Raw genomic sequence first — 25,010 nt, 5'->3', positions numbered from 1 at the left:
CGACGGCTCCCCCGGCCAGCACCCGAGCCGGAGCGGCGTCGCCGAGCCCGGTGAGCGGACGGCGAGGACGCGAGCGGCGCGAGCGGGGATAGCCTTCGTCGCACCATGGAAGACGAGCCGAAGACCCTGCTGGTCACCCTCACGGGCAAGGACCGGCCCGGCGTCACCTCGGCGATCTTCGCCGCGCTCGCCGCAGCGCACGTCGAGGTCATCGACATCGAGCAGATCGTGCTCCGACGCCGGCTGGTGCTCGGCATCCTCGTCACCGCGCCGCGGGACTGGAAGAAGCTGCGCGACGTCATCGAGCGGACCGCGGCCGAGCTCGACATGACCGTCGACGTCGACCGGGGGGCCGGCGACAACCGGAGCCGGCGCGGCGAGCGGTCCCACATCACGATCATCGGCCACCCGCTGAAGGCGTCCGCGATGTCGGCGATCGCCGGCCGCATCGCCGACTCCGGCGCCAACATCGACAAGATCGAGCGGATGGCGCGCTACCCGGTCACCGCGATCGAGCTGCACGTCTCCGGTGCCCCGGCCGACACGCTGCGACCGCTGCTGGCGGTCGAGGCGGTCAGGCAGGGCATCGACCTCGCCGTGCAGCGCGACTCGCTGCACCGGCGCGGGATCCGGCTGATCGTCATGGACGTCGACTCCACGCTCGTGCAGGGCGAGGTCATCGAGATGCTCGCCGCGCACGCCGGCCAGGAGGCCGAGGTCGCCCGCGTCACCGAGGCGGCGATGCGGGGCGAGCTCGACTTCGAGCAGTCGCTGCGCGAGCGGGTCGCGCTGCTCGAGGGCGTGCCCGCGTCGGCGCTCGACGAGGTGTACGACTCCATCGTCCTGGCGCCCGGGGCGCGCACGATGGTGCGGACCCTGCGGCGGCTGGGCTACCGGTTCGCGATCGTCTCGGGCGGCTTCACGCAGGTCACCGACCGCCTCGCCGCCGACCTCGGCATCCACTTCGCGCGCGCCAACGAGCTCGAGATCGTGGACGGCCACCTCACCGGTCGCATCCTCGGCGAGGTGGTGGACCGGGCCGGCAAGGCGACGGCGCTGCGCGAGTTCGCCGCCGAGGTGGGCGTGCCGCTCGACGCGGTCATCGCCATCGGCGACGGCGCCAACGACCTCGACATGCTCAACGCGGCCGGCCTCGGCATCGCCTACAACGCCAAGCCGATGGTCCGCGACGCCGCGGACACCGCGGTCAACGTCCCCTACCTCGACGCGATCCTCTACCTGCTCGGCATCTCCCGCGAGCAGATCGAGGACGCCGACGCGGCCGCCGGCATCGTCACCCCGGCTCCCCCGCTGCCGGGCTGACCCCGACGGCGACGCGTCCGCTGACGTCCTCGTCGACGACCACGTCGACCAGCAGGCCGGCGCCCTGCATCGCCGCGGCGGTCAGCGGCGCCTGGTGCGCGCTGGTCTCCACGAGCAGCACCCCTCCCGGCGCCAGCCAGTCGCGGGCGCCGGCGGCGAGCCGTCGGTGGACCTCCACCCCGTCCCCTCCGCCGTCCAGCGCGGTGTGCGGCTCGTGGTCGCGGGCCTCGGGCGGCATGTCACCGATCCGGTCCGTGGGGACGTAGGGGGCGTTGGCGGCCAGCACGTCGACGCGCCCGCGCAGACCCGGGGGCAACGCCTCGAAGAGGTCGCCGAGGTGGACCCGGGCGCCCGGTGCGTTGAGACGCGCGCAGGCCAGCGCCTCCCGGCTGACGTCGGCGGCGTGCACCTCGACCGCACCCTCGACCGCACCCTCGACCGCACCCTCGAGGCAGGCGGCGACCGGGGCCACGCCGCAGCACATCTCCACCACGACGACCGGCGCTCCCCCGGAGTTCTCGCGGGCCGCGACGTGCGCGAGGGTCGTCCGCGCCAGCAGCTCGGTGCGACGCCGCGGGACGAAGACCCCGGGCGCCACGGCGAGGCGGCGCCCCAGGAAGGCGGCCCACCCCAGCACGAGCTCGAGCGGCTCGCCGCCGACGCGTCGCCCGACGAGGGCGTCGAGCTCCGCAGCCGACACCGCGGCCTCCCCGAGCAGGGCGGCCTCCTCCTCGGCCCACACGCATCCGGCCGCCCGCAACCGGGCGACGACAGCGGGACCGGTCACGCGTCCCCGGCGTGGAAGGCCTCGAGGCGACCCGTCCCCGGGCCCAGGTCGCTCCACGGTCCGCTGACGACGAACACCGCGGCGGCGCCCGGCGGGAAGCCGCGCGTGAGCATGCCGGTCGTCGCCTCGTCGTCGCCGTCACCGTCGTCGAGCAGCTCCGCGAGCGACGCCATCGTCGGGTTGTGGCCGACGGCCACGAGGGTCGTCGCGGCCGGGTCGGTCTCGCGGAGCAGGTCGAACGCGGAGTCGGCGCTGGCGGCGTAGAGGCCCGCCGAGAGCCCTGGTCGGCAGTCCCAGCCGGCGGCCGCCGCGACCTCCTCCCACGTCTGCCGGGTGCGCAGCGCGTCGGAGACGAGGGCGGCGTCCGGCTCCACACCCTGCTGGGCGAGCCAGCGACCGGCACCCTCAGCCTCGGCCCGGCCGCGGTCGGCGAGGGCGCGGTCGTGGTCCGACGCGGCCATCCCCTCCGCCTTCGCGTGGCGCATGACCACCAGCCTCCGCGGCCCGCCGCCCGATCGCTCCTGCGCTGGCTCCTGCATGGGTCCACCTTTCCAGCCGCTAGCCTGCCTGTCATGCCCAGGGGACCGCTCATGATCATCGGTGGCGCCGAGGACAAGGTGCGCAAGCCCACCATCCTCAAGCACTTCGTCGCCCTGGCCGGAGGCCCGGACGCGCGCATCGCCGTGATCCCCACGGCGTCCTCGCTCGGGCGCGAGGTCGTCGACGTCTACGACGCGCTGTTCACCAAGTTCGGCGCCGCGCGCGTGGACGCCGTACGCCCCGAGTCGCGCGACGAGGCGCAGGACGCGGCACTGGTGAAGGTCCTCGACGAGGCCACCGCGGTGTTCATGACGGGCGGCAACCAGCTCAAGCTGTCGGCCATCGTGTGCGGCACGCCCGTGGGCGACGCGATCCTGCGCGCCCACGAGCGCGGGGCCGTCGTCGCCGGCACCTCCGCGGGTGCCAGCATCCAGTCCTCGCACATGGTCGCCTTCGGCGTCGGGGGGGCCACGCCCAAGCAGCGGATGACGCAGGTCGCGGCGGGACTCGGCCTCGTCCAGGACACCGTCATCGACCAGCACTTCGACCAGCGCAACCGCTACGGCCGGCTGCTGATGATCGTCGCGCAGAGCCCGCAGCTGCTGGGCATCGGTGTCGACGAGGACACCTGCGGCCTCGTCGAGGACGTCGACGGCGACCTGGTCATGCGCGTGCTCGGCAAGGGCGCGGTCACGGTGTTCGACGGGTCGCGGATGGTCTCCAACGCCTACGAGGCCACCCGCTCCTCCCCCCTCCTGGCCAGCGGGGTGGTGTTCCACACCCTGCCGGAGGGCGTCGTGTTCAACCTGACCACCCGCTCCCTGGTGGCGCGTGAGGCGGCCGTCGCCCAGGAGGACGCCGAGGAGCTGGCCGAGGCCGGCCGCGACCTGCGCCAGCTCGCCCGCGACATCGCGGCCGCCGACGCCGCCCCGGCAGCGATCCGCCGCCGGCTCAAGCTGCGCCGCTCGTCCCCGCGGCCCGGAACCACCTCCACCCCCGACCCGCAGGAGGACCCGACCCATGAGTGAGCGCCCCACCCCCGACCTCGAGATCGCCGAGACGCGCGTCTACCGCGGCGCCAACGTCTGGTCCTACGACAAGTCGATCCACCTGGTGGTGGACCTGGGCTCGCTCGAGCAGTTCCCGACCAACACCCTCCCGGGCTTCTCCGACGACCTGGTCGCGATGCTGCCGGGCCTGCGCGAGCACTCCTGCTCCCGGGGGCGGCGCGGCGGCTTCGTCGAGCGGCTCAACGAGGGCACCTGGCTCGGCCACGTCGCCGAGCACGTCGCCCTCGCGCTGCAGCAGCTGGTCGGCCACGACATCCGCCGCGGGAAGACCCGGCAGGTCAAGGGGCAGCCCGGCCGCTACAACGTCATCTACGGCTACGTCGACGAGAACGTCGGCCTCACCGCCGGCCGCCTGGCCGTCCGGCTGGTCAACCACCTCGTCGAGGGCGACCCCGACTTCGACTGGGAGACCGAGCGCGACGACTTCATCCGCCGCGCCGAGCGGACGGCGTTCGGCCCCTCCACGCAGGCGATCGTCGACGAGGCGGTCTCGCGCGACATCCCCTGGATCCGGCTGAACCAGTACTCCCTCGTCCAGCTCGGCCAGGGCGTGCACGCCAAGCGGATCCGCGCCACCATGACCTCGGAGACGTCCTCCATCGCGGTCGACATCGCCTCCGACAAGGACCTCACCACCAAGCTCCTCGGCGCCGCCGGGCTGCCGGTGCCCAAGCAGGAGTCCGTGCGCACCGAGGACCAGGCGGTGGCCGCCGCACGGCGGATCGGCTACCCCGTCGTGCTCAAGCCGCTGGACGGCAACCACGGCCGCGGGGTCTGCCTCGACCTGCAGGACGAGGCCGACGTACGCGCCGCGTTCCCGATCGCCGAGGGGCAGTCGCGCCGCGGCAACGTCATCGTCGAGTCGTTCGTGACCGGCAAGGACTACCGCTGCCTCATCATCGACGGCCGCATGGTCGCCATCGCCGAGCGGGTGCCCGCCTCGGTGACCGGTGACGGAACCTCCACCGTCGAGCAGCTCGTCGACCTCACCAACGCCGACCCCCGGCGCGGCGTCGGCCACGAGAAGGTCCTTACGCGGATCAAGGTCGACGACGCCGCGCTCGAGGTGCTCGCCGACCAGGGCCACTCGCTGGACTCGGTGCCCGCCGAGGGCGAGACGGTCAAGCTCGCGCTGACCGGCAACATGTCGACCGGCGGCATCTCGATCGACCGCACCTTCGAGGCCCACCCCGAGAACGTCGAGATCGCCGAGGAGGCCGCCCGCATGGTGGGCCTCGACATCGCCGGCATCGACTTCATCTGCCCCGACATCACCGAGCCCGTGCGCGAGGCCGGCGGGGCCATCTGCGAGGTCAACGCGGCCCCGGGCTTCCGGATGCACACGCACCCGACGATCGGCGAGCCGCAGTTCATCGCCAAGCCCGTCGTCGACATGCTCTTCCCACCGGGCGCCCCGTCACGGATCCCGATCGTGGCCGTCACCGGCACCAACGGCAAGACCACCACGAGCCGGATGATCAGCCACATCTTCAAGGGCATGGGCCGCAAGGTCGGCATGACCTCCACCGACGGCGTCGTGATCGACGAGCGCCTCGTCATCCGCGCCGACGCGTCGGGGCCGCGCTCGGCCCGGATGGTGCTGCAGAACCCGCGCGTCGACTTCGCCGTCTTCGAGGTCGCCCGCGGCGGCATCCTCCGCGAGGGCCTCGGCTACGAGCGCAACGACGTCGCGGTCGTGCTCAACGTCCAGCCCGACCACCTCGGCCTGCGCGGGATCGACACCGTCGAGCAGCTCGCGGAGGTCAAGGCCGTCATCGTCGAGGCGGTGCCGCGCGACGGGCACGCGGTCCTCAACGCCGACGACCCGCTCGTGCGTGAGATGCGGCGGCGCTGCTCGGGCCAGGTCGTGTGGTTCTCCATGGAGGAGCCCGGCAGCGAGGTGCGCGACATGATCGACGCCCACTGCCGCCGCGGCGGCAAGGCCATCGTCCTCAACCCCACCGAGCGTGGCGAGATGATGGTCGTCCAGCACGGCCGCCGCGAGATGCAGCTGGCCTGGACCCACCTGCTGCCGGCGACCTTCAGCGGCCGGGCGCGGATGAACGTGCAGAACGCCCTCGCCGCGGCGGCGGCCGCCTTCGCCGCCGGTGCGCCGCTGCACGACATCCGCCAGGGCCTGCGCACGTTCTCGACCAACTACTACCTCTCCCCGGGCCGCCTCAACGAGGTCGAGGTCAACGGCGTCAACGTGATCGTCGACTACTGCCACAACGCGCCGGGCATGAAGATGCTGGGCGACTTCGTGGACCGCGTCGGGGATTCGCTGGAGTCCTCGCACGACCTGGCCCGTCCGTCGCGGATCGGCATCATCGCCACCGCCGGCGACCGGCGCGACCAGGACATGCGCGAGCTCGGCCACATCGCCGCGCAGCACTTCGACGTCTGCATCGTGCGCGAGGACGTCGCGCTGCGCGGGCGCGAGCGCGGCGACACCGCCAACCTGGTGCTCGACGGTCTACGCACCGCGATGGACGAGGGGGCACGCTGCAAGCAGGTCGAGCTGTGCCTCGACGAGATCGAGGCCGTGCGGCACGCGATGAGCCGCGCCAACCGCGGCGACCTGGTCGTCGTGTGCGTCGACAAGCACGCCGAGGTCATGTCGGAGCTGGAGAACTGGTCCGACGTCGCGCAGGCCGGCTCGGTGGGCAACCCCGACGCCCCCTCCGCCGACCCCGACTACTCGCCCCAGGCGACCGACGCGTGACGGCGGCCTGAGTGCGGCTCCTCGACCTCTCCGACCTGCCCCACCGCCCCATCGAGGCCCACGGCAGCCGCGGCTTCTCGGTGGGCGCCTTCGGGATCAGCGCCGACGCGCACCTGATCGCCGTCAGCCTGGCGGCGGGCGGCACCATCGGCCGCCACCCGGCCGCCGGCCGCCAGCTGCTGGTCGTGCTCTCCGGCGAGGCCGAGGTGAGCGGCGCCGAGCTGACCGTACGACGGATCGGCCCCGGCCAGGCCGCCGTCTGGGAGCCCGGCGAGGTGCACGAGACACGCTCGCCGTCGGGCATGTCGGGCCTCATCGTCGAGGGTGACCTCGACATCGGCGCGCCCGGCGAGCAGGTCGACCCCGGGGACGTCTGAGTCGTCAGGCTCCGCTCACGGGGGCCGGGACGGCGGCCGCGCGCACCTTGCGCGACAGGACCTCCGGGGTGTCCGGGGCGCCGCCGCGCGCGGCGAGCCAGTCGTACGCCTCCTGCCGCTCCGCGTGGCACATCAGTCCCACCACGTCGCCGGGCCGGGCCTGCGCGACGAGCGCGGCGAGGCACTCCACCTCCGTGCGGTGGGTCTCGATGTCGGTGACACCCACGCGGGCGGCACCGGCCCGGAGCAGGACGTCGATCTCGTCCATGGTGCGGCCGCGGAGGTACCACTCCTTGTGCCCGATGGCGACCACGTCGCTGCCCTTGGCACCGATCTCGCCGAGCGCGTCGATGAGCTCGTCGGTCCGGTCACCCACGGCACCGAGGCCGAGCAGCAGGCGTGCGCCGGGGCGGCGTACGCCCGCCATGATCTCGAGCAGCGCCTCGAGGCCGGCCTCGTTGTGGGCGAGGTCCATGACGACGGAGACCTCGCCGGGGAGCGAGAAGAAGTTCATCCGCCCCGGGTTGTGCTCGGCGTCCGGCCGGAACGACCGCAGGCCCTCGACCACGTGCTCCCGGGCCAGCCCGATGGCCAGGGCGGCCGACGCCGCGGCGAGGGCGTTCTCGATGTTGAAGCGGGACAGCCCGGCCAGGGTCATCGGCACGTCGACGAGCTCGACGAGCGGGTCCGGGTCGGCCCCGGGCACCAGGACGGTGACCCAGCCGTCGATGACCGTGGTCGCGCGGCCCCCGCTGCCGAGCACCTCGCGCACGGCGGGCGAGTCGGGGTCGCGGCTGAAGACCCAGGGCTGGGCGGCGATGACGGACCGCATCGCGAGGACGCGGGGGTCGTCGCCGTTGAGCACGGCCCAGCCGTCGCGGCGGGTGATCCGCGGGACCACCGACTTCACCTCGGCGAGCTGGTCGACGGTGTCGATGCCCTGCAGCCCGAGGTGGTCGGCGGTGACGTTGGTGACCACGGAGACGTCGTTGCGGGTGATCCCGATGCCCTTGAGCAGGATGCCGCCGCGGGCGGTCTCGGTGACCGCGAGCTGGACCCCGTCGAGGCCGAGGGCGCGGGCCGCGCCGGACGGGCCGGAGTAGTCCCCCGCCTCGACCAGCAGGCCGTCGCGGTAGATGCCGTCGGTGTTGGACCAGCCGACCACGAGCCCGCTGGTGCGGGCGACGTGGGCGATCATCCGGCTGGTGGTGGTCTTGCCGTTGGTGCCGGTCACCGCCACCACGGGGATGCGGGGCGTGATCGTGGCGGGACGAGTGCCCCTCTCCGCGGTGGCGACCTCCTGCGCGGCGGCGCTCACCGCCGCCTCCACGTCGCCGGTCGTCAGGGCGTCGAGTGCGTGCGCGACCGCCTCGCCGAGCGCGCGGGCCCGGCCGCGGTTGCGCCACGGGTAGGCGACGACGAGCACCTCGGGGTCGGAGGTCGGGCGGACCCGCACCGCGAGCCGCCGGGTGCCGGCCTCACCCGCGATGGCGCGGACCAGCCGCTCGACGGCGCGCAGGGCGAAGCGCTGGCGGAAGCCCGAGCCGGCCGCACCAGGGCGGGTGGTGCGCAGCCCGATGCGGCGGGCCAGGCGCAGCACGGTGTCGTCGCCGGCCTCGGTGATCGTCGAGACGTCGAGGGTCAGCTTCACCGCGGCGCGCGGGAAGTAGAGGTTGGGGCCTTCGAGGACGCGCAGCTCGACGAGTGAGGTCACCGGGGGAAACTACCGAACCGGCGAGCGGCTCCTACAGGCCCATCGCGTGGAAGCCGCCGTCGACGTGGACGATCTCGCCGGTGGTCGCCGGGAAGAAGTCGCTGAGCAGCGCGCACACCGCCTGCGCCGTCGGCCGGTGGTCGGTCTCGTCCCACCCCAGCGGGGCGCGGTCCTTCCACGACGACTCGAGGTCCTCGAACCCCGGGATGGCCTTGGCGGCCAGCGTCTTGAGCGGTCCGGCCGACACGAGGTTGCAGCGGATGCCGTCGGGGCCGAGGTCGCGGGCGAGGTAGCGGGAGGTGTTCTCCAGCGCCGCCTTCGCCACCCCCATCCAGTCGTACGCCGGCCACGCGGTGGTGGCGTCGAAGGTGAGCCCGACGATCGACCCGCCCTGCGACATCAGCGGCCTGGTGGCCACGGCCAGCGACTTGAGGGAGTAGGCGGAGACCTGGACGGCCTGCGCCACGTCCTCCCAGGGGCCCTCCATGAACTTGCCGCCGAGCAGCGTCTCGGGGTTGCCGTAGGCGATGGAGTGGACCACGCCGTCGAGGCCGTCGACGTGCTCGCGCACCTGGTCGGCCAGCCCGGCGAGGTGGTCCTCGTCGGTGACGTCGAGCTCCAGCACCGGCGGCTCCTGCGGCAGCCGCCTGGCGATGCGCCGGGTGATGCCGAGCGCCCGGCCGAAGTTGGAGATCAGCACCGTGGCGCCCTGCTCCTGCGCGACCTTCGCGGTCGCGAAGCCGATCGAGCTGTCCATCGTCACGCCGGCGACGAGGATGCGCTTGCCGTCGAGGATTCCCATGTGCGTGTGTCCCTTCGTGTGCGTGCTGGCGTGCGTGCGGGCTGCGTGGGGCGGGTGGTCAGTGGCCCATGCCGAGGCCGCCGTCGACGGGGATGACCGCACCCGTGACGTACGCCGCCCCGTCGGAGGCCAGCCACGTGACCGCCGATGCCACCTCGGTCGGCGACGCGTAGCGGCCGAGCGGCACCTGCGCCTTGATCGCGGCCCGCTGCTCGTCGGTGAGGACGTCGGTCATGTCGGTCTCGACGAAGCCGGGCGCCACGACGTTGGTGGTGATCGAGCGGCTGCCGAGCTCGCGGGCGAGCGAGCGGGCGACGCCGACGAGGCCCGCCTTCGAGGCGGCGTAGTTGGCCTGGCCGGCCGAACCGAGGAGCCCGACCACCGACGAGATGAGGATGATGCGACCGCGACGCTGGCGCAGCATCCCCTTCGCGGCGCGCTTGGCCAGCCGGAAGGTGCCGGTGAGGTTGGTGTCGATCACCGACGACCAGTCTTCCTCGCTCATCCGGAGCAGCAGCGTGTCCTTGGTGATCCCGGCGTTGGCGACGAGCACCTCGACCGGGCCGTAGGCCTCCTCGACCTGGGCGAAGGCCGCCTCGACAGCCGCGCTGTCGGTGATGTCGCAGCGCACGTCGAGCGCCCCGTCGGGCGCACCGCCGTTGCGGGTCGTCACGGCGACGCGGTCACCCTGGGCCAGGAACGCCTCGGCGATCGCGCGGCCGATGCCGCGGTTGCCGCCGGTGACCAGGACGGTGCGGGGAGTGGACTCGGAAATGTCGCTCACGCCTTCCGACGCTAGTGATTACCGGGGGGTAGGCGGAATCCCACGGTCGGGCTCACTCGTCCTCGAGGCGGAAGCCGACCTTCATCCCGACCTGGAAGTGCTCGACCACCCCGTCCTTGGCCTGGCCCCGGATCTGGGTCACCTCGAACCAGTCGATGTGGCGCAGGGTCTTGCCTGCGCGCTCGATGCCGTTGCGGACGGCCTGGTCGATGCCGTCGGGCGAGGTGCCGACGATCTCGGTGACGCGGTAGGTGCGGTTGGTCATGGTGTCCTCCTGCTGTCGGATGCGTGCCGGATGTGTGACGGTGCCGGCGGTCCCCCGCGACCGCCTGGACGGGTGGTCCGTTGAGGGTAGCGACGTAGACTCGGAGACATGGCCAAGCCCGAAGCCGTACGCATCACGACGGCTCGCAGCAGCGCCGCCGACGACATGCGATCTCGCCAGCGGCGCTACGCCGTGTCCATGACCATCCGACTGGTCTGCTTCATCGCCGCCGTCGCCGTGGGACCCGGCCCGCTGCGTTGGGTGCTCGTCGCCGCCGCCGTCTTCCTGCCGCTCTTCGCGGTCGTCGCCGCCAACGCCAACGACCAGCGCGACGACGGATTCCGACTGCCGGCCTCCCCCGGGACGCACGAACTGACGGCGCGGGACGACGAGGACTGAGGAAGAGAAATCGCCTGAATTGGCCCCTCCGGAGGTTTGGTTTTCACCCACCGCCGTGGCAGGATCGCTCACGCGAACGCAGCATCCCCCGTCTGCGCTCGCACTCGAGGTGCCGGACAGCTCCCCCCCGTGGCTGTCCGGCACCTCTACTTTTCTCCCCTCCCTGCCAGCCGCCCGTCGTCACCCCCGGAGGTCCTGCGTGGAGCTCGACCGCGACATCTGCTCCGCCAAGGGATGCCAGGCCGACGCCGCGTGGGACCTGCAGTGGAACAACCCGAAGATCCACACGCCCGAGCGGCGCAAGTCGTGGCTCGCGTGCGACGAGCACCGGTCGTCGCTGTCTGACTTCCTCGGGGCCCGCGGGTTCCTGAAGGACGTCGTGCCGCACCGGCCCGTCGCCGACGGCACGCCCGGGTAGATCCGCCCGCGCGGGGAACTGGGGGCCATGGTGGACAGCGACCTTCGCAGCACGACCGACGCCTGGGGCGTCCAGCACCGGTGGATCGACGCGGACGACGTGCCGCACCGGGTCTCCGAGGACACGGTCAGGCGCCTGCGCGACGTCATCGGCGTGCCGCCCGACGACCTCGAGCAACGGGCTCCGCTCGTCACCAGGCCCGGCCGCGACCTCGGCCTCGGTGCGGCGGTCGTCACGTGCGAGGACGGCACCCGGTGGGAGCTGGACGGGCCGCTGCCCGACGACATGCCGCTCGGCTACCACCGCGTGCGGGCCGGCGACGGACCCGAGCGGTTGCTCGTCGTGTCCCCCGGTCGCTGCTGGCTCCCCGACGAGCGGACGTGGGGCTGGGCGGTCCAGCTGTACGGCGCAAACTCCGCCGCGAGCTGGGGCATCGGCGACCTCGGCGACCTGCGGACGCTCCGCGAGTGGACCGAGCGGGAGGGCGGCGGCTTCCTGCTGGTCAACCCGCTCCACGCCGTGGCCCCCACCCTGCCGCTCGAGGCGAGTCCCTACCTGCCGGCCACCCGACGCTTCCGCAACCCGGTCTACCTCCGCGTCGCGGAGGTCCCCGGGCACTCGGCCGCGGACGTCGACGCCGACGCGGTGCGTCGTACGGCGCAGTCGGACCTCGTCGACCGCGACGCGACGTGGGAGCTCAAGCGGGCGGCGCTGCACCGCGCCCACCAGCGCAGCGGCGGAGCCGACGGCGACCCGGACTTCTCCACCTGGCGCGCGGAGCGGGGTCCGGCCCTCGAGGAGTTCGCGACGTGGTCCGCGCTGGCCGAGGAGCACGGACCCGACTGGCACACGTGGCCGGTCGGCCTGCGCCGCCCCGACGGCGAGGACGTCGCCGACTTCCGGCGTACGCACGAGGAGCAGGTCGGCTTCCACGCCTGGCTGCAGTGGCAGCTCGACGTGCAGCTGCGCGCGGCCACCGGCGACCTGACGGTCATCCAGGACCTGCCCATCGGCGTGTCCGGCGGCGGTGCCGACGCGTGGGCCTGGCAGGAGGGACTCGCGCAGGGCATCACCGTCGGCGCCCCGCCCGACGCGCTCAACACCCTCGGCCAGGACTGGGGATCGCCGCCGATGGTGCCGTGGCGGCTGCGCCTGGCCGACTACGCGCCGTTCATCCAGTCCGTGCGCAGCACCATCTCGGGCGCCGGCGGCCTGCGCATCGACCACGTGATGGGCCTGTTCCGGCTGTGGTGGATCCCCGAGGGCGCCGGCGCCACCGAGGGTGCCTACGTCCGCTACCCCAGTGACGACCTGCTCGACATCGTCGCCCTGGAGTCGCACCGGGCCCGGGCCGTGGTCGTCGGCGAGGACCTCGGCACCGTGGAGCCGCACGTCCCGGAGGCGTTGAGCAGCCGGGGTGTCCTGTCCTACAAGGTGCTGTGGTTCGAGGAGGACGACCCCGAGAAGTGGCCGGTCGAGGCGCTCGCCACGGTGACCACCCACGACCTCCCGACGGTCGCCGGCCTCTGGACGGGATCCGACGCCGAGGACCAGATGGCGGCGACCGGGATGCCCGAGGCGGACGTGCGCAGCGGTCGCGAGGACCTGCTCGAGCGGCTGTCGCGCTCGGGGTTGTCGTCGCAGGCCACGCCGGCGGAGGCCGTCGACGCCGCCTACCGCGAGCTGTCCCGCGCGCCGTCGCTGCTGCTGTCGCTCTCCCTCGAGGACGCGGTCCTGGAGGAGCGGCGTCCCAACGTGCCCGGCACGGTGGAGCGGGCGAACTGGAGGCTGCGGCTGCCCGTCGCGGTCGACGAGCTCGGCGACGTGCCGTCGGTGCAGCGGCTCGTCCGCGTGGTCACGGAGGCGCTGTCGGGCGGTCCTGCCTGAGGACGCCCTTCTGGGGCCCGTCGGGGGCCTGTCGGGAGCCGGGTCTCAGCCGCCGATGGCGGACATCGGGCGGTCGGGCTGGAGGAACGTCACGTCGTCGATGCCATGACCGGCACGCTTGCCGCGCATGGCGATGACCCACCGCTCGGCGATCTCCTGGTCGCTCGCGCCCGAGCGCAGCGCCGTACGGAGGTCGGACTCCTCCCGCGCGAACAGGCAGTTGCGGACCTGGCCGTCGGCGGTGAGGCGGACGCGGTCGCAGTCGCCGCAGAACGGCCGGGTGACCGAGGCGATGATCCCGACCGTGGCCGGTCCACCGTCGACGGTGAACAGCTCGGCCGGAGCGCTGCCGCGCGGCTCGCCGTGCGGCGTCAGCACGAACTCGCCGGAGAGCGCCTCGAAGATCTCGTCGGCCGTGACCATGGAGGCTCGGCTCCAGTCGTGCTGGGCGTCGAGGGGCATCTGCTCGATGAAGCGGAGCTCGTAGCCGTGCTCGAGGCTCCACCGCAGCAGCTCGGGGGCCTGGTCGTCGTTGGTGCCGCGCAGCAGCACGGCGTTGAGCTTGATGGGGCCCAGTCCGGCCGCGCGGGCCGCCTCGAGCCCGGCGACGACGTCGGGGAGCCGGTCGCGCCGCGTGATGGTGGCGAAGGTGTCGGGACGCACGGTGTCGATGCTGGCGTTGATCCGGTCGAGCCCGGCGTCGGCCAGCGCCTGGGCCGTACGGGTGAGGCCGAGCGCGTTGGTGGTGAGCGACGTCTCCACCCCGAGGGCATGGGTGCGGCCGACGATGTCGACCAGGCCGCGACGCAGCAGGGGCTCGCCGCCGGTGAACCGCACCTCGGCGATCCCGAGTCGCTCGACCCCGATCGTGATCAGCCGGACGACCTCGTCATCGGTCAGTGTCTGCTCGGTGGGCAGCCAGTCCAGACCCTCGGCGGGCATGCAGTAGCTGCACCGCAGGTTGCACCGGTCGGTGAGCGAGACACGGAGGTCCGTGGCCACGCGGCCGAAGCGGTCCGCCAGAGGTGTCGTCACGTCCACCAGTGTATGCGGGCACCCGTCGAACGGTCAGGAGCCGCCGGATAACCTCGGCGCGTGCACAAGCTGCGGTTCCTGGTCTCGCGCCGCTGGATCGCCTTCGCGCTCGTGGTCGTCTTCCTGGCGTGGGTGGCGTGGCGCCTCGGGGAGTGGCAGTTCCACCGGCTCGAGGACCGCCGCGAGCGCAACGAGATCATCGAGCGCAACGAAAAGGCCGGCGCCGCCCCGATCACCGAGGTGATGGCGCCCGGCGAGCCCGTCGACCAGGGCTCGGAGTGGCGCATCGTCGAGGCCACCGGGACCTATGCCGTCGAGGACACCGTCATCGTGCGCTACCGCACCCGCGACGGCGCCGCCGGCGTGGACGTCGTGGTGCCGCTCGAGCTGACCGACGGCACGAGCGTGCTGGTCGACCGCGGCTGGTACGCCACCGACAACCGCGGCGTCGCGACCACCGACGTCCCCGCCCCGCCGCCCGGCGAGGTCACCGTGACCGGCTGGGTGCGCCGTGACGCCGAGGGCGACAGCACCGCCGTCACCGACCAGTCCACGCGCGCGGTCAGCAGCGAGCGGATCGGCGAGGCCCTCGACCGCGAGGTCATCAGCGGCTGGCTGGACCTCCGCTCCGAGTCGCCCGAGCCGGAAACCGCGCTGGAGCCGGTGGAGCCGCCCGAGCTCGACGAGGGTCCCCACTTCTTCTACGGCCTGCAGTGGTGGTTCTTCGGCGCGCTGGCGATCTTCGGCTTCTTCTACCTCATCTACGACGAGTGGCGCGGCGGTCGCGGGCCGTGGGGTCGGGTGGACCGGCAGCGGCCGGGAGGTCCTCGCGCCGCCGACGAGTCAGAGGCTGCGGAGCAGGCCGCCGTCGACGGGAAGCATCACGCCCGTCAGGAATGACGCGGCCGGCGAGAGCAGGAACGCGGCCACGGCGCCGAACTCCTCCGGCTCGCCGTAGCGACCCAGCGGGATGCTCGCCTCGGCCGCCCGCCGCGCCGCGTCCGGGTCGCCGGTCGAGGCGTCGAGCTCGGCGACCCGCTCGGTCGCGATGCGCCCCGGCAGCAGCCCGTTGACGCGTACGCCGCGCGGGCCGAGCTCGTCGGCGAGGGTCTTGGCGACCATCGCCAGGCCGGGTCGCAGGCCGTTGGAGATCGCCATCTCGGGCAGCGGCGCCCGGACGCTGGAGGACAGCACCAGGCCCAGCGAGCCGCCCGCAGGCAGCGCGGCACCGATCTCGCGGGAGAGGCGTACGGCTCCGAGGAACACGGACCCGAAGGCCGTGCTCCACTGCTCGTCGGTGATCGCGGTGACCGCCCCCTTCGGCGGTCCCCCGACGCTGATCAGCGCACCGTCGAGCCGGCCCCAGGCGTCGTCGGCGGCGGCGAGCAGCCGGGCGGGCGTCCCCGGGTCGGCGTTGTCGGCCACCACGGCGACGGCGGCCTTGCGACCGGCAGTGTCGTCGAGCGCGGCGACCGCGGCGTCCAGGGACTCCTGCGAGCGGCCGGAGAGCACGACGCGCGCCCCCTCCGCGACCAGCGCGTCGGCGCTCGCACGGCCCAGCCCGCGCGCTCCCCCGGTGACGACGTACACCCGATCGGTCAGCTGCAGGTCCATGGCGCGAGCCTAGCGGGGGCGGGCGTCGGGCCCCGTGCTGTCCCGAGCGTCATCCGAGGGCGTACGTATCGGAGCGGGTCCGTATGACGCAGTCGACGTCAGCTGGCGGCGGGGGTCGCCGGCTGGGGGGCGCTGTCGCGGAACTGCGTCGCGTGCAGGGTGGAGTAGAGGCCACCGGCGGCGAGCAGCTCGGCGTGGGTGCCCTGCTGGACGACCCGCCCGTCGTCGAGCACGAGGATGAGGTCGGCGTTGCGGACGGTGGACAGGCGGTGCGCGATCACGAGGGAGGTGCGTCCCTCGAGCGCCGCGTCGAGGGCCTGCTGGACCGCCGCCTCGGACTCGCTGTCGAGGTGGGCCGTCGCCTCGTCGAGGACGACGATCGAGGGCGCCTTGAGGAGCAGGCGCGCGATGGCGAGGCGCTGGCGCTCACCGCCGCTGAGCCGGTAGCCCCGGTCGCCCACGACCGTGTCGAGGCCGTCGGGCAGCGCTCGAACGAGGTCGGCGATCTGCGCGGCCTCGAGCGCGGCCCAGATGCCGCGGTCGTCGGCGTCCGGCCGGGCGTAGAGCAGGTTGGCCCGGATGGTGTCGTGGAACATGTGGGCGTCCTGGGTGACGTAGCCGACGACGTCCTCCAGCGACTGCAGGGTCACGTCGCGCACGTCGTGCCCGCCGACCCGGACGGCCCCGGACTCGACGTCGTAGAGCCGGGCGACGAGGTGGGTGACCGTCGTCTTGCCTGCGCCGGACGGGCCCACGAGGGCGACCATCTGGCCCGGCCGGGCGGTGAACGTGACGTCGTGGAGCACCTGGCCGCTGTCGCGCGACTCGGTGCGGGCGACCGTCTCGAGGGAGGCGAGGGAGATCTCGTCGGCCCGGGGGTAGGTGAAGGCGACGTGGTCGAACTCGAGCCGGGAGGCGGTGGGCGGCAGCGCGACGGCGTCGGGCTTCTCCCGGATGAGCGACGGCAGGTCGAGCACCTCGAAGACGCGGTCGAAGCTGACGAGCGCGGTCATCACGTCGATCCGCACGTTGGACAGGCCCTGCAGCGGACCGAGGAGGCGGGTGAGCAGGACGCCGAGCGCGACGATCGTGCCCACCGACAGGTCGCCGCGGATGGCCAGCCAGCCGCCGATGCCGTAGACGAGCGCCAGGGCCAGCGACGGCACGAGCGTCATGGCCGCGAAGAAGATCCGGGTGAGGAGCGAGATCCGGATCCCCAGGTCGCGCACGACCGCGGCCTTGCGGGCGTAGGCGACGTCCTCGACCTCGCGGCGGCCGAAGAGCTTGAGGAGCATGGCGCCACCGACGTTGAACCGCTCCGTCATCGCGTTGCCGAGGTCGGCGTTGCCGTCCATCTGCTGTCGCGACAGGTCGGCCAGCCGAGCGCCCACCAGGCGCGACGCGAGCAGCAGGATCGGGAACAGCGCCAGGCACAGCACGGTCACCGGCCAGCTGAGGAAGAGCATCGTCACCCCGACGACGACCGCGGCGATGATGTTGGAGACGGTGCCCTGGAGCGTGGAGGTGAAGGCCCGCTGGGCGCCGATCACGTCGTTGTTGAGCCGGCTGACGAGCGCACCGGTCTGGGTGCGTGTGAAGAAGGCGAGCGACTGGCGCTGGACGTGGGCGAAGACCTGGGTGCGGAGGTCGTAGATCAGCCCCTCGCCGATGCGGCTGGACAGCCAGCCGGTGACCAGCCCGAACGCCGCGTCGACCACGGCCACGAGCGCGACGAGGGCCGCGAGCCAAACGACGAGGGTTGTGTCGCCGGTGCGGACGCCGTCGTCGATGATCGCCTTCAGCAGCAGCGGGGGCACGACCACCAGCGCGGCGTCGACGACCGTCACTCCGAGGAACGCCGCGATCAGCCGCCGGTGCGGGCCGGCGAACCCTAGGACCCGGCGCACGGTCCGGCGCTCGATCTTGTTGTCGACGACGCTCCGGTCGCTGCGCAGGAACCGCCACGGCGGGCCACCCGCCCCTGGCCCCATCGTCATGCGTGCTCCTTCGTCCCGGTCACCACCTGAACCCGCGGCGCACGATCATTGTTCCTCGGGCCACCGACAACGAGGCGCGGACGCCCCCCGGCTCAGGCGAGCGCGGCCGCGACGGCGCGGAACCGGCGTACCTGCGCCTCGCGCTCGAGGCGGCGCTGCTCGTCGAGGTCGCGGTCGCCCGCGCCCTGCAGCAGGGCCTTGGTCTCGGCGACGACCCCCGGCATCGGCGCGACGAGGGAGGCCGCGAGCCCGGCGACCGCGTCGTCGAGCTCCGCGGCCGGGACCGCGGCCGTGGCCAGCCCGATGCGGACGGCCTCCTCGGAGGTGACCACGCGTGCGGTCGCGCAGATCTCCAGCGCCCGGGCGTAACCGACGTGCTCGACCAGCGGCTGGGTGCCGGTCAGGTCGGGGACGAGGCCGAGCGCGGACTCCTTCATCGAGAACATCGCGTCCTCGGCCACGACCCGCAGGTCGCAGGACAGTGCGAGCTGGAAGCCGGCGCCGATGGCGTGGCCGCGCACCTTGGCGATCGAGACGAACCGCGGGTCACGCAGCCAGGTGAACCCGCGCTGGAACTCCTCGATGCGGGCCGAGGCCTCCTCGTCGCTCAGGGCCAGCAGGCCCACGACGCTCTCGTGGCCGTCCTCGAGGGACGTCGTCGGGTCGAGCATGGCCCGGTCGAGGCCGGCCGAGAAGCTGGCGCCCTCCCCCGCCACCACGACGACCCGCACCTCGTCGGGCAGGGTCCGTCCGATCTCACCGAGCGCCAGCCACATTGCGGGCGTCTGCGCGTTGCGCACCTCGGGCCGGTCGAGCGTCACGGTGGCGACGGGCCCCTCGACGTGCAGGCGGAGTCCGACGGTCGCGAGCTGCTCGGGAGTCATGCCCCGCACGTTACTACCGGCGAGTAGATGACCGGTCCGGCCCCGGCCTCAGGCCAGGGACACCAGGTCGGCGTACTCCTCGTTCCACAGGTCCTCGTCGCCGTCGGGCAGCAGCAGCACCCGGTCGGGGTCGAGCGCGCGGACCGCGCCCTCGTCGTGGGTGACGAGGATGATCGCGCCGGTGTAGCTGCGGATCGCGTGCAGCACCTCCTCGCGGGAGGCCGGGTCGAGGTTGTTGGTCGGCTCGTCGAGCAGCAGCACGTTGGCGCTGGAGACGACCAGGATCGCGAGCGCGAGCCGGGTCTTCTCGCCACCGGACAGCACCCCGGCCGGCTTGTGGGCGTCGTCGCCTGAGAAGAGGAAGGAGCCCAGCACCGAGCGAGCCTGGGTGTCGGTCAGCTCGGGCGCGGCGCTGTGCATGTTCTCCAGCACCGTGCGGTTGACGTCGAGCGTCTCGTGCTCCTGGGCGTAGTAGCCCATCTTGAGGCCGTAGCCCGGGACGACCTCGCCGGTGTCGGGCTTGTCGACCCCCGCCAGGATCCGGAGCATCGTGGTCTTGCCCGCGCCGTTGAGCCCGAGGATGACCACCCGGCTCCCCCGGTCGATGGCCAGGTCGACCGCGGTGAACACCTCGAGCGACCCGTAGGACTTGGACAGCTCCGTGCCCATGAGCGGCGTCTTGCCGCACGGCGCCGGCTCGGGGAACGCGATCCGCGCCACCTTGTCGGCCTGCCGCTCGCTCTCGATGCCGGACATCATCTTCTCGGCGCGCTTGAGCATCGACTGCGCGGCCTGGGCCTTGGTCGCCTTGGCCCGCATCTTGTTGGCCTGGTCGGTGAGCACCTTGGCCTTGTTCTCGGCGTTCTGCCGCTCGCGCTTGCGGCGCTTCTCGTCGTCCTCGCGCTGGGTCAGGTAGTTGTGCCAGCCCATGTTGTAGACGTCGATCACGGCGCGGTTGGCGTCGAGGTGGAAGACCTTGTTGACGGTGGCCTCGAGCAGGGCGTTGTCGTGGCTGATGACCACGAAGCCGCCGCGGTGCGCCTTGAGGAAGTCGCGCAGCCAGATGATGGAGTCGGCGTCGAGGTGGTTGGTCGGCTCGTCGAGCAGCATGATCTCCGCGCCGGAGAACAGGATGCGCGCGAGCTCGACGCGGCGCCGCTGGCCGCCGGACAGGGTGCCGATCGGCTGGGCGAGGATGCGCTCCTCGATGCCGAGCGCCGCCGCCATCTGGGCCGCCTCGGACTCCGCGGCGTAGCCGCCCCCGGCGTGCAGCTCCGCGTCGGCGTTGGCCCACCGCCGCATGCCGCGCTCGTGGACCTTCTGGTCCTCGCTGGCCATGTCGACCTCGGCCTCGCGCAGGCGGCGTACGACCGCGTCGAGGCCCCGGGCCGACAGGATGCGGTCGCGGGCGATGACCTCGGGGTCGCCGACGCGCGGGTCCTGCGGCAGGTAGCCGACGTCGCCACTGCGCAGCACTTGTCCGGACGCGGGCTGTCCCTCTCCGGCGAGGATGCGGGTGAGGGTCGTCTTGCCGGCTCCGTTGCGCCCCACGAGGCCCACCTTGTCGCCTGCGGCGATGCGGAAGGTGACGTCCTCCATGAGGAGCCGCGCGCCGGCTCTGACCTCGAGCTTCTGGGCGGTGATCATCTCGGGCCACATCCTACGAAGGGGTGGAGCGCGGAGCCCCATCGGCGACCCAGGGGCTACTGTGCGCAGAGGTCACATCCCGTGGCGGAACGGCGTCACCACGTGCGGAAAGGCAGCACCCATGCGCTTCAACCCCAAGGCCGACATCAGCCGAGGCCGCGTCCGCGACGCGGGCGGCGGCCGTGGCGGCATGGGCGGCGGCGGGATGCGGATGCCCCTGCCGGGCGGCACCCGCGCGGGCGGTGGCATCGGCGGCGTCCTCATCGTCATCCTCTTCCTCGTGCTCACCCAGTGCATGGGCGGCGGTGAGGGTGGCGGCGGCGCGCTGCCGGGCGGCAGCACCGGCGGCTCCCTCGGCCAGGCGCAGGGCATCAACGAGAACGACGAGCGCTACGCCAACTGCCAGACCGGGCAGGACGCCAACGAGGACCCCGACTGCGCCCGGGTGGCCGTCGCGGTGTCGCTCGAGCAGTACTGGGCGCAGGCGCTGCCCCAGCAGTCCGGCACCCAGTTCGACCCCGCCCAGATCAACACCTTCGCCGGCGCCGTGTCGACCGGGTGCGGCCAGGCCTCCTCGCAGGTGGGTCCGTTCTACTGCCCGCCCGACCAGCAGATCTACCTCGACACCACGTTCTTCGAGGACGTCCTCCAGGGCCAGCTCGGCGGCCAGGGCGGCGACTTCGTCGAGCCCTACGTCCTCGGCCACGAGTACGGCCACCACATCCAGAACCTGCTCGGCACCATGGGTCAGGTCCGCACCCAGCAGGGCCCCGACTCCGACGCCGTACGCCTCGAGCTGCAGGCCGACTGCTACGCCGGCATGTGGACCCGCGACGCCAGCGACGGCGACGGCATCCTCGCCGAGCTCGACGAGGGCGACATCGCCGAGGCTGTCGACTCGGCCAAGACCGTCGGCGACGACCGCATCCAGCAGAAGTCGGGCGGCCGCGTCGACCCGGAGGGCTGGACGCACGGCTCGTCGGAGCAGCGGATGCGCTGGTTCATGACCGGCTACGAGCAGGGCACGCTCGAGGCGTGCGACACCTTCTCCGCCAGCCAGCTCTGAGCCACCGGGCCGGCCGCCCGGGTCAGCCGAGCAGCGCCTCGATCTGACCGACCTGGCGCTGCATCGCGCGGATGTAGGGCGCCACGCTCGGGTGGCGGAACTTGCCTGCCAGTGCGCCGTCACCGTCGGCGACCCGCGCCAGCGCCCAGTCCAGCCGTGTGAGCGCGGTGTAGACGGCCATCACCCGGGCGCCGGTCAGCACCTGCTCGGCGGTGGCCAGGCCGGGCGGGAGGGCGGCGACGTACGCCTCCACGAGGGGCTCGACGTCCTCGCGGGTGGCCAGGGAGAGGTAGCCGAGGTCGGCGCCGACGGGTCCGCGACCCAGGTGGGCCCAGTCGATCGCCACGGCGTCCCCGTCCGCGCGTCCGGGGATGTTGGCCACCGAGGGGTCGCCGTGCTGGGCCACCCGGGGCAGGGCGTCGCAGCGGTCGAGCCACACGGTGCGGTGCGACCACAGGTGGTCGGCGATGTCGGCCATCGGCGTCCGCGCCAGCGTGCGCCAGCCGCCGCGGCGATCGACCAGCGCGAGCCGGCTACGCAGCTGGTCGCGGGCCAGCCAGGCGTGCGCGCCGAGCTCGGCGGCGGCGAAGCGGCCCAGCGACGCGGCCAGCCACAGCCCCGGCACGTCGTGGTGCTCGACGCGCTCGTGGACCAGCGTGATGCCCTCCGCGTCCTCCTCGACCCGGACCACCGGCGCCTCGCGCAGCCCGGGGGTGCCGGCGACGACGCCGCTGAGGGCCACGTCCGCCGCCCGCCGCCAGTAGTTCACGTCGTGCGGGACGAGGGTCCCCGAGGGGTCGTGCGGCTCGGGGGTGCGCAACCGCTTCACGACCACGTCACGGCCGCGGTGCGTGGCCGACCAGACCCCGACCGTGGCCGGGCCGGCGCCCGGCAGTCGCTGCCATCCCGGCTCGGGCTGCCACATGTGCAGGACGCTAGCCGATCCAACAGCTCCGGAGGCCCGACGCGCGCCGGCCGTCAGGCGTTGATGACCTCGACGACGAGGGCCTGCGCGTCCCCGACGACCGCGTCCAGGACGGCCCGCCGCGGGTCCGGGACGGCGTGCCACGGACCGACGACGGTGAGCCCGGACAGCCGCGGGTCGGTCAGCACCGCCTCGACCGCCGGGTGGTCGCCGCCGGTCACCAGCGGTCCGGAGGACGGCAGGATCCGGGCGGCGTGGTCGGCGGCGGCGTCGTAGGCCTGGCGCGCCTGGTTGTCCCGCCGCCGGGCGAACCGCTGCTGGCTCTGCCCGCCCGCCTTGGTGCGCCCCTGCACGTGGCGCTGGCCGATCTTGTGCTCCGCCATCTCGGTGCCGCGCAGCCGGGCGACGGCGAAGCCGCCCTTGCGCACGAGCAGCACCCCCCACTCCCCCGGCGCCACGGCCGCGGACGCGAAGGCAGCGGCCTCGGCCGGACCGTCGTACGTCGTCGCGAACGGAAGCCGGGCCGAGAAGTGCGAGCCGTCCTCGGCCTCGCCGCGCAGCCCGCCGTCATCGACCACGAGCCGGGCCTCGCCGTGCCGGGCGACGAAGTTGTCGACCCACCGCTCCCACCGCGCGGTGGGGACCAGGACGTGGGGCACGGCAGGGACGCTACCGGGCGCTCGACCGGTCAGGCGCTGCGGCCGGTCCCGTCGCTCACGCGCGGGAAGGGGCTCAGCGAGAACACGGCCTCCACGGGCACGTCGAAGAACGCGGCGATGCGCAGCGCGAGGTCGAGGCTGGGGCTGTTCTCGCCGCGCTCGAGGTAGCCCACCGTCTGGTAGTGCACCCCGAGCGCCATGGCGAGGTCGCGGCGCGTCACGCCCTGCTCGGCGCGCAGGAGGGCGATGCGGTTGTGGACCACGTCGCTCACTTGACCCACTGGGACGCCGCCTCGCGGGCGGCGGCGACCTGCGAGCCGGACTGGCGGCGCGCCATCCGCCGCAGCAGCGCCGGCGCGACGAGGGCACCCACCACCGCCCAGGCGCCCAGCACCGCGACGGTCTCCCAGGTGCGCCACGAGTCGCCGATCTCCGCGCTGGCGTAGGAGTCGGGCAGGAACGCCGAGCGCATCCCGAGGCCGAGCCAGTACATCGGGAAGACCTGCGCGACCACCTGGACCCAGCCCCAGAGCGCCTGCACGGGGTAGAAGATGCCGGAGATGCCGGCGAGCACCATGACCGGCAGCATCCCCCACATCCCGACCTTCTGGACGCCGGGCACGAGTGCGCCGATCATCATCCCGATCGGCAGCGTCGCGAGGAGCCCGAGGACGAGCACCCACACCATCGTGAACCACCCGCTCGGGTCGGCCATCAGGTCGTCGAAGAGCAGGAAGCTCGGGACGAGCACGGCGACGAGCTGCGGCACCATGCTGGCGGAGTGCAGCACGAGCTGCCCGGCGAAGTAGCCGACCAGGCCGTGGGGCACCGCCTTGGCCCGCAGCAGCGTCCCGTCCTCCTTCTCCATGGCCAGGCTGTAGGCCGGCCCGATGACGAGGCCGAAGGCGACCAGGCCGCCCAGGATGCTCGGCAGCGCGACCGACGGCAGCAGGAGTCCGGTGTCGTCGACCGGGGTGTCGCGGCGCAGGTAGAGGTAGCCGACGGCGAGGAAGGCGGTGAAGAGGTAGAACCACTGGTCCTGCGAGCTGCGCAGGCTCTGCACGAACTCGGTCCACCCGCGTCGCACTCCGAGGCGTACGGCGTGGGGCACGGTGCCGGCCGGCGTCGGGCTGCTCATCACACCACCTCCGTGAAGGCGCGGGCGGCGGCGTCGGCCTGCCCGGACTCGTGCCGCTGCACGAGGTCGAGGTAGGCGTCCTCGAGGCTCGCCCGCCGGACCTCGAGGTCGACCACCGGGTCACCTGGCTCGTCGAGGAGGCGGCGTACGAAGTCCGTGGCGTCGGCGGTCGAGTGCACGAAGCGCTCGCCCCCGCGCGACCACTTCACCTCGACCTCGAGCGCGGCCCGCAGGGCGAGCTGCTCGGCGGTGTCGTCGGCGACGATCCGCCCGCCCGCCAGGATCAGCACGCGGTCGGCGAGCTTCTCGGCCTCGTCCAGGTCGTGCGTGGTCAGCAGGATCGTGGTGTGCTCGAGGTCCGCGAGCCGGTGCACGACGTGGTGGAACTCGCGGCGCGCCTGCGGGTCGAAGCCGGCGGTGGGCTCGTCGAGGAAGAGCAGCTCGGGCCGGCCGATGATGCCCATCGCCACGTCGAGGCGGCGTCGCTGCCCGCCCGAGAAGGTCGCGATCTTCTGGTCCGCGAGGTCGTCGAGGCCGACCACCTCGATCAGCTCGTCGGTGGGCACCGGCCGCGGCCGGTCGGGCGTGGAGTAGGCGGTGTAGTAGCCCCCCACCTGGTCGAGGAGCGTCCGCGGCGTCCACCGCGCGTGGTCGCGCCACGACTGCAGGACCACGCCGGTGCGGGCCCGCCAGGCCTCGCTGGCGCGACGCGGGTCCTCACCCAGCACGACGACCTCGCCGGCGGACCGCTCGCGGAACCCCTCGAGGATCTCGATGGTGGTCGTCTTGCCGGCGCCGTTGGGCCCGAGCAGGCACACGACCTCGCCCGGCTCGATGGCGAAGTCGACGCCGGTCAGCACGTCCTTGTCGCCGTAGCGCATGCGCAGGTCGCGAACCTCGATGACGGGTGCGGTGCTCACCCGTTGAATGTAGTGCGTGTGCTGTCGATGTAGC

The 25,010-nt window shown here is 73.2% G+C and carries 25 protein-coding genes; 9 read left to right on the top strand and 16 right to left on the bottom strand.

The genetic code is table 11. The features are described 5' to 3' along the window. The first annotated feature begins 105 nt into the window (after positions 1–105). Positions 106–1,323 carry a phosphoserine phosphatase SerB gene (gene serB / locus HN031_RS20530; RefSeq protein WP_172274859.1) on the top strand — a complete coding sequence of 406 codons (1,218 nt, stop codon included), beginning with the start codon at positions 106–108 and terminating at the stop codon, positions 1,321–1,323. On the opposite strand, the gene HN031_RS20525 is transcribed toward serB, so the two are convergent. Both HN031_RS20525 and HN031_RS20520 read right to left on the bottom strand, forming a co-directional pair. Beyond that, on the bottom strand, positions 1,295–2,110 hold the full coding sequence (locus HN031_RS20525; RefSeq protein ID WP_172274858.1) for a putative protein N(5)-glutamine methyltransferase: 816 nt from the start codon (positions 2,108–2,110) through the stop codon (positions 1,295–1,297). The two genes, serB and HN031_RS20525, sit on opposite strands and share 29 nt — an antisense overlap. Beyond that, positions 2,107–2,595 carry a histidine phosphatase family protein gene (locus tag HN031_RS20520; protein WP_253943614.1) on the bottom strand — a complete coding sequence of 163 codons (489 nt, stop codon included), beginning with the start codon at positions 2,593–2,595 and terminating at the stop codon, positions 2,107–2,109. Before HN031_RS20520 ends, HN031_RS20525 begins: the two co-directional genes overlap by 4 nt. 87 nt (positions 2,596–2,682) lie before the next feature. Here HN031_RS20520 and HN031_RS20515 point away from each other — a divergent pair, with 87 nt between their 5' ends. From HN031_RS20515 to HN031_RS21765, 3 genes are read left to right on the top strand one after another with little or no spacing between them, the layout of a single operon-like run. Further along, positions 2,683–3,678: a cyanophycinase gene (locus HN031_RS20515; RefSeq protein ID WP_172274852.1), complete on the top strand. Its 996-nt coding sequence runs from the start codon at positions 2,683–2,685 to the stop codon at positions 3,676–3,678. After that, positions 3,671–6,445, top strand: a complete 2,775-nt coding sequence (gene cphA / locus HN031_RS20510) for a cyanophycin synthetase (RefSeq protein ID WP_172274849.1) — start codon at positions 3,671–3,673, stop codon at positions 6,443–6,445. Before HN031_RS20515 ends, cphA begins: the two co-directional genes overlap by 8 nt. 11 nt (positions 6,446–6,456) lie before the next feature. Then, positions 6,457–6,822, top strand: a complete 366-nt coding sequence (locus HN031_RS21765) for a cupin domain-containing protein (RefSeq protein ID WP_172274846.1) — start codon at positions 6,457–6,459, stop codon at positions 6,820–6,822. 4 nt (positions 6,823–6,826) lie between these two features. On the opposite strand, the gene HN031_RS20500 is transcribed toward HN031_RS21765, so the two are convergent. The 4 genes from HN031_RS20500 to HN031_RS20485 all read right to left on the bottom strand — a co-directional run bounded on the left by HN031_RS20500 (position 6,827) and on the right by HN031_RS20485 (position 10,387). Further along, entirely contained in the window at positions 6,827–8,536 is a 1,710-nt protein-coding gene (locus HN031_RS20500; protein WP_172274842.1) for a Mur ligase family protein, read from the bottom strand. A 31-nt stretch (positions 8,537–8,567) separates the two neighbouring features. Continuing rightward, positions 8,568–9,338 carry an enoyl-ACP reductase FabI gene (gene fabI, locus HN031_RS20495; RefSeq protein ID WP_172274837.1) on the bottom strand — a complete coding sequence of 257 codons (771 nt, stop codon included), beginning with the start codon at positions 9,336–9,338 and terminating at the stop codon, positions 8,568–8,570. A 58-nt stretch (positions 9,339–9,396) separates the two neighbouring features. Further along, positions 9,397–10,113 (bottom strand): 3-oxoacyl-[acyl-carrier-protein] reductase, encoded by a 717-nt coding sequence (gene fabG, locus HN031_RS20490; protein ID WP_367650837.1) that lies wholly within the window; start codon positions 10,111–10,113, stop codon positions 9,397–9,399. A gap of 61 nt (positions 10,114–10,174) precedes the next feature. Next, positions 10,175–10,387, bottom strand: coding sequence for a dodecin (locus HN031_RS20485; RefSeq protein WP_056606449.1), 213 nt, complete (start codon positions 10,385–10,387; stop codon positions 10,175–10,177). 108 nt (positions 10,388–10,495) lie between these two features. On the opposite strand from HN031_RS20485, the gene HN031_RS20480 reads away from it, so the two are divergent. From HN031_RS20480 to malQ, 3 genes are all read left to right on the top strand, one after another. Further along, on the top strand, positions 10,496–10,786 hold the full coding sequence (locus HN031_RS20480; protein WP_172274828.1) for a DUF3099 domain-containing protein: 291 nt from the start codon (positions 10,496–10,498) through the stop codon (positions 10,784–10,786). 199 nt (positions 10,787–10,985) lie between these two features. Continuing rightward, positions 10,986–11,204: an acetone carboxylase gene (locus HN031_RS20475; RefSeq protein ID WP_172274825.1), complete on the top strand. Its 219-nt coding sequence runs from the start codon at positions 10,986–10,988 to the stop codon at positions 11,202–11,204. A gap of 30 nt (positions 11,205–11,234) precedes the next feature. Next, positions 11,235–13,091, top strand: a complete 1,857-nt coding sequence (gene malQ, locus HN031_RS20470; RefSeq protein WP_216652650.1) for a 4-alpha-glucanotransferase — start codon at positions 11,235–11,237, stop codon at positions 13,089–13,091. Between the two features lie 45 nt (positions 13,092–13,136). Here the strand turns inward: malQ and moaA are convergent, their stop codons facing one another. Next, a complete protein-coding gene (gene moaA / locus HN031_RS20465) occupies positions 13,137–14,126 on the bottom strand; it encodes a GTP 3',8-cyclase MoaA (RefSeq protein WP_172274819.1) in 990 nt (329 codons plus the stop codon). Between the two features lie 60 nt (positions 14,127–14,186). Between moaA and HN031_RS20460 the strand changes: the two genes are divergently transcribed. Next, positions 14,187–15,026 (top strand): SURF1 family protein, encoded by an 840-nt coding sequence (locus HN031_RS20460; RefSeq protein WP_172274816.1) that lies wholly within the window; start codon positions 14,187–14,189, stop codon positions 15,024–15,026. Here HN031_RS20460 and HN031_RS20455 read toward each other — a convergent pair. The 4 genes from HN031_RS20455 to HN031_RS20440 all read right to left on the bottom strand — a co-directional run bounded on the left by HN031_RS20455 (position 14,970) and on the right by HN031_RS20440 (position 20,268). Then, positions 14,970–15,740: an SDR family oxidoreductase gene (locus HN031_RS20455; RefSeq protein ID WP_172274813.1), complete on the bottom strand. Its 771-nt coding sequence runs from the start codon at positions 15,738–15,740 to the stop codon at positions 14,970–14,972. The genes HN031_RS20460 and HN031_RS20455 overlap by 57 nt on opposite strands. A 98-nt stretch (positions 15,741–15,838) precedes the next feature. Next, positions 15,839–17,737 (bottom strand): ABC transporter ATP-binding protein, encoded by a 1,899-nt coding sequence (locus HN031_RS20450; RefSeq protein WP_216652649.1) that lies wholly within the window; start codon positions 17,735–17,737, stop codon positions 15,839–15,841. Positions 17,738–17,829: 92 nt separating this feature from the next. Beyond that, the gene (locus HN031_RS20445) at positions 17,830–18,621 is read right to left on the bottom strand and encodes an enoyl-CoA hydratase/isomerase family protein (RefSeq protein WP_172274810.1); all 792 of its coding nucleotides are present in this window, start codon (positions 18,619–18,621) and stop codon (positions 17,830–17,832) included. Between the two features lie 48 nt (positions 18,622–18,669). Beyond that, on the bottom strand, positions 18,670–20,268 hold the full coding sequence (locus HN031_RS20440; RefSeq protein ID WP_172274807.1) for an ABC-F family ATP-binding cassette domain-containing protein: 1,599 nt from the start codon (positions 20,266–20,268) through the stop codon (positions 18,670–18,672). 121 nt (positions 20,269–20,389) lie between these two features. Here HN031_RS20440 and HN031_RS20435 point away from each other — a divergent pair, with 121 nt between their 5' ends. Then, positions 20,390–21,334: a neutral zinc metallopeptidase gene (locus tag HN031_RS20435; protein WP_172274804.1), complete on the top strand. Its 945-nt coding sequence runs from the start codon at positions 20,390–20,392 to the stop codon at positions 21,332–21,334. Positions 21,335–21,356: 22 nt separating this feature from the next. Here HN031_RS20435 and HN031_RS20430 read toward each other — a convergent pair whose 3' ends face one another. From HN031_RS20430 to HN031_RS20410, 5 genes are read right to left on the bottom strand one after another with little or no spacing between them, the layout of a single operon-like run. Continuing rightward, positions 21,357–22,259: a phosphotransferase gene (locus HN031_RS20430; RefSeq protein ID WP_172274801.1), complete on the bottom strand. Its 903-nt coding sequence runs from the start codon at positions 22,257–22,259 to the stop codon at positions 21,357–21,359. Between the two features lie 53 nt (positions 22,260–22,312). Continuing rightward, positions 22,313–22,918, bottom strand: coding sequence for an acVLRF1 family peptidyl-tRNA hydrolase (locus HN031_RS20425; RefSeq protein ID WP_172274798.1), 606 nt, complete (start codon positions 22,916–22,918; stop codon positions 22,313–22,315). A 29-nt stretch (positions 22,919–22,947) separates the two neighbouring features. Then, on the bottom strand, positions 22,948–23,190 hold the full coding sequence (locus tag HN031_RS21760) for a helix-turn-helix transcriptional regulator (protein WP_172274796.1): 243 nt from the start codon (positions 23,188–23,190) through the stop codon (positions 22,948–22,950). Further along, a complete protein-coding gene (locus tag HN031_RS20415) occupies positions 23,187–24,056 on the bottom strand; it encodes an ABC transporter permease (protein ID WP_172274793.1) in 870 nt (289 codons plus the stop codon). The genes HN031_RS21760 and HN031_RS20415 overlap by 4 nt, the downstream gene beginning before the upstream one ends. After that, positions 24,056–24,976: an ABC transporter ATP-binding protein gene (locus HN031_RS20410; protein WP_322425298.1), complete on the bottom strand. Its 921-nt coding sequence runs from the start codon at positions 24,974–24,976 to the stop codon at positions 24,056–24,058. Before HN031_RS20410 ends, HN031_RS20415 begins: the two co-directional genes overlap by 1 nt. Between the last annotated feature and the right edge of the window lie 34 nt (positions 24,977–25,010).

The sequence above is a fragment of the Nocardioides sp. zg-1308 genome (assembly GCF_013155375.1).
GTDB lineage: Bacteria > Actinomycetota > Actinomycetes > Propionibacteriales > Nocardioidaceae > Nocardioides > Nocardioides renjunii.
Note: the sequence above shows the minus strand (reverse complement) of the source record. Positions and strands in the feature narration are given on the sequence as shown.

Coding starts and splice junctions, on each gene's coding strand:
- HN031_RS20445 (WP_172274810.1), bottom strand. CDS start 18,621: ATGACTCCCGAGCAGCTCGCGACCGTCGGACTCCGCCTGCACGTCGAG.
- HN031_RS20440 (WP_172274807.1), bottom strand. CDS start 20,268: ATGATCACCGCCCAGAAGCTCGAGGTCAGAGCCGGCGCGCGGCTCCTC.
- HN031_RS20435 (WP_172274804.1), top strand. CDS start 20,390: ATGCGCTTCAACCCCAAGGCCGACATCAGCCGAGGCCGCGTCCGCGAC.
- HN031_RS20415 (WP_172274793.1), bottom strand. CDS start 24,056: ATGAGCAGCCCGACGCCGGCCGGCACCGTGCCCCACGCCGTACGCCTC.
- HN031_RS20485 (WP_056606449.1), bottom strand. CDS start 10,387: ATGACCAACCGCACCTACCGCGTCACCGAGATCGTCGGCACCTCGCCC.
- fabI (WP_172274837.1), bottom strand. CDS start 9,338: ATGGGAATCCTCGACGGCAAGCGCATCCTCGTCGCCGGCGTGACGATG.
- HN031_RS20430 (WP_172274801.1), bottom strand. CDS start 22,259: ATGTGGCAGCCCGAGCCGGGATGGCAGCGACTGCCGGGCGCCGGCCCG.
- serB (WP_172274859.1), top strand. CDS start 106: ATGGAAGACGAGCCGAAGACCCTGCTGGTCACCCTCACGGGCAAGGAC.
- HN031_RS20480 (WP_172274828.1), top strand. CDS start 10,496: ATGGCCAAGCCCGAAGCCGTACGCATCACGACGGCTCGCAGCAGCGCC.
- HN031_RS20450 (WP_216652649.1), bottom strand. CDS start 17,737: ATGACGATGGGGCCAGGGGCGGGTGGCCCGCCGTGGCGGTTCCTGCGC.
- HN031_RS20455 (WP_172274813.1), bottom strand. CDS start 15,740: ATGGACCTGCAGCTGACCGATCGGGTGTACGTCGTCACCGGGGGAGCG.
- cphA (WP_172274849.1), top strand. CDS start 3,671: ATGAGTGAGCGCCCCACCCCCGACCTCGAGATCGCCGAGACGCGCGTC.
- HN031_RS20515 (WP_172274852.1), top strand. CDS start 2,683: ATGCCCAGGGGACCGCTCATGATCATCGGTGGCGCCGAGGACAAGGTG.
- HN031_RS20520 (WP_253943614.1), bottom strand. CDS start 2,595: ATGCGCCACGCGAAGGCGGAGGGGATGGCCGCGTCGGACCACGACCGC.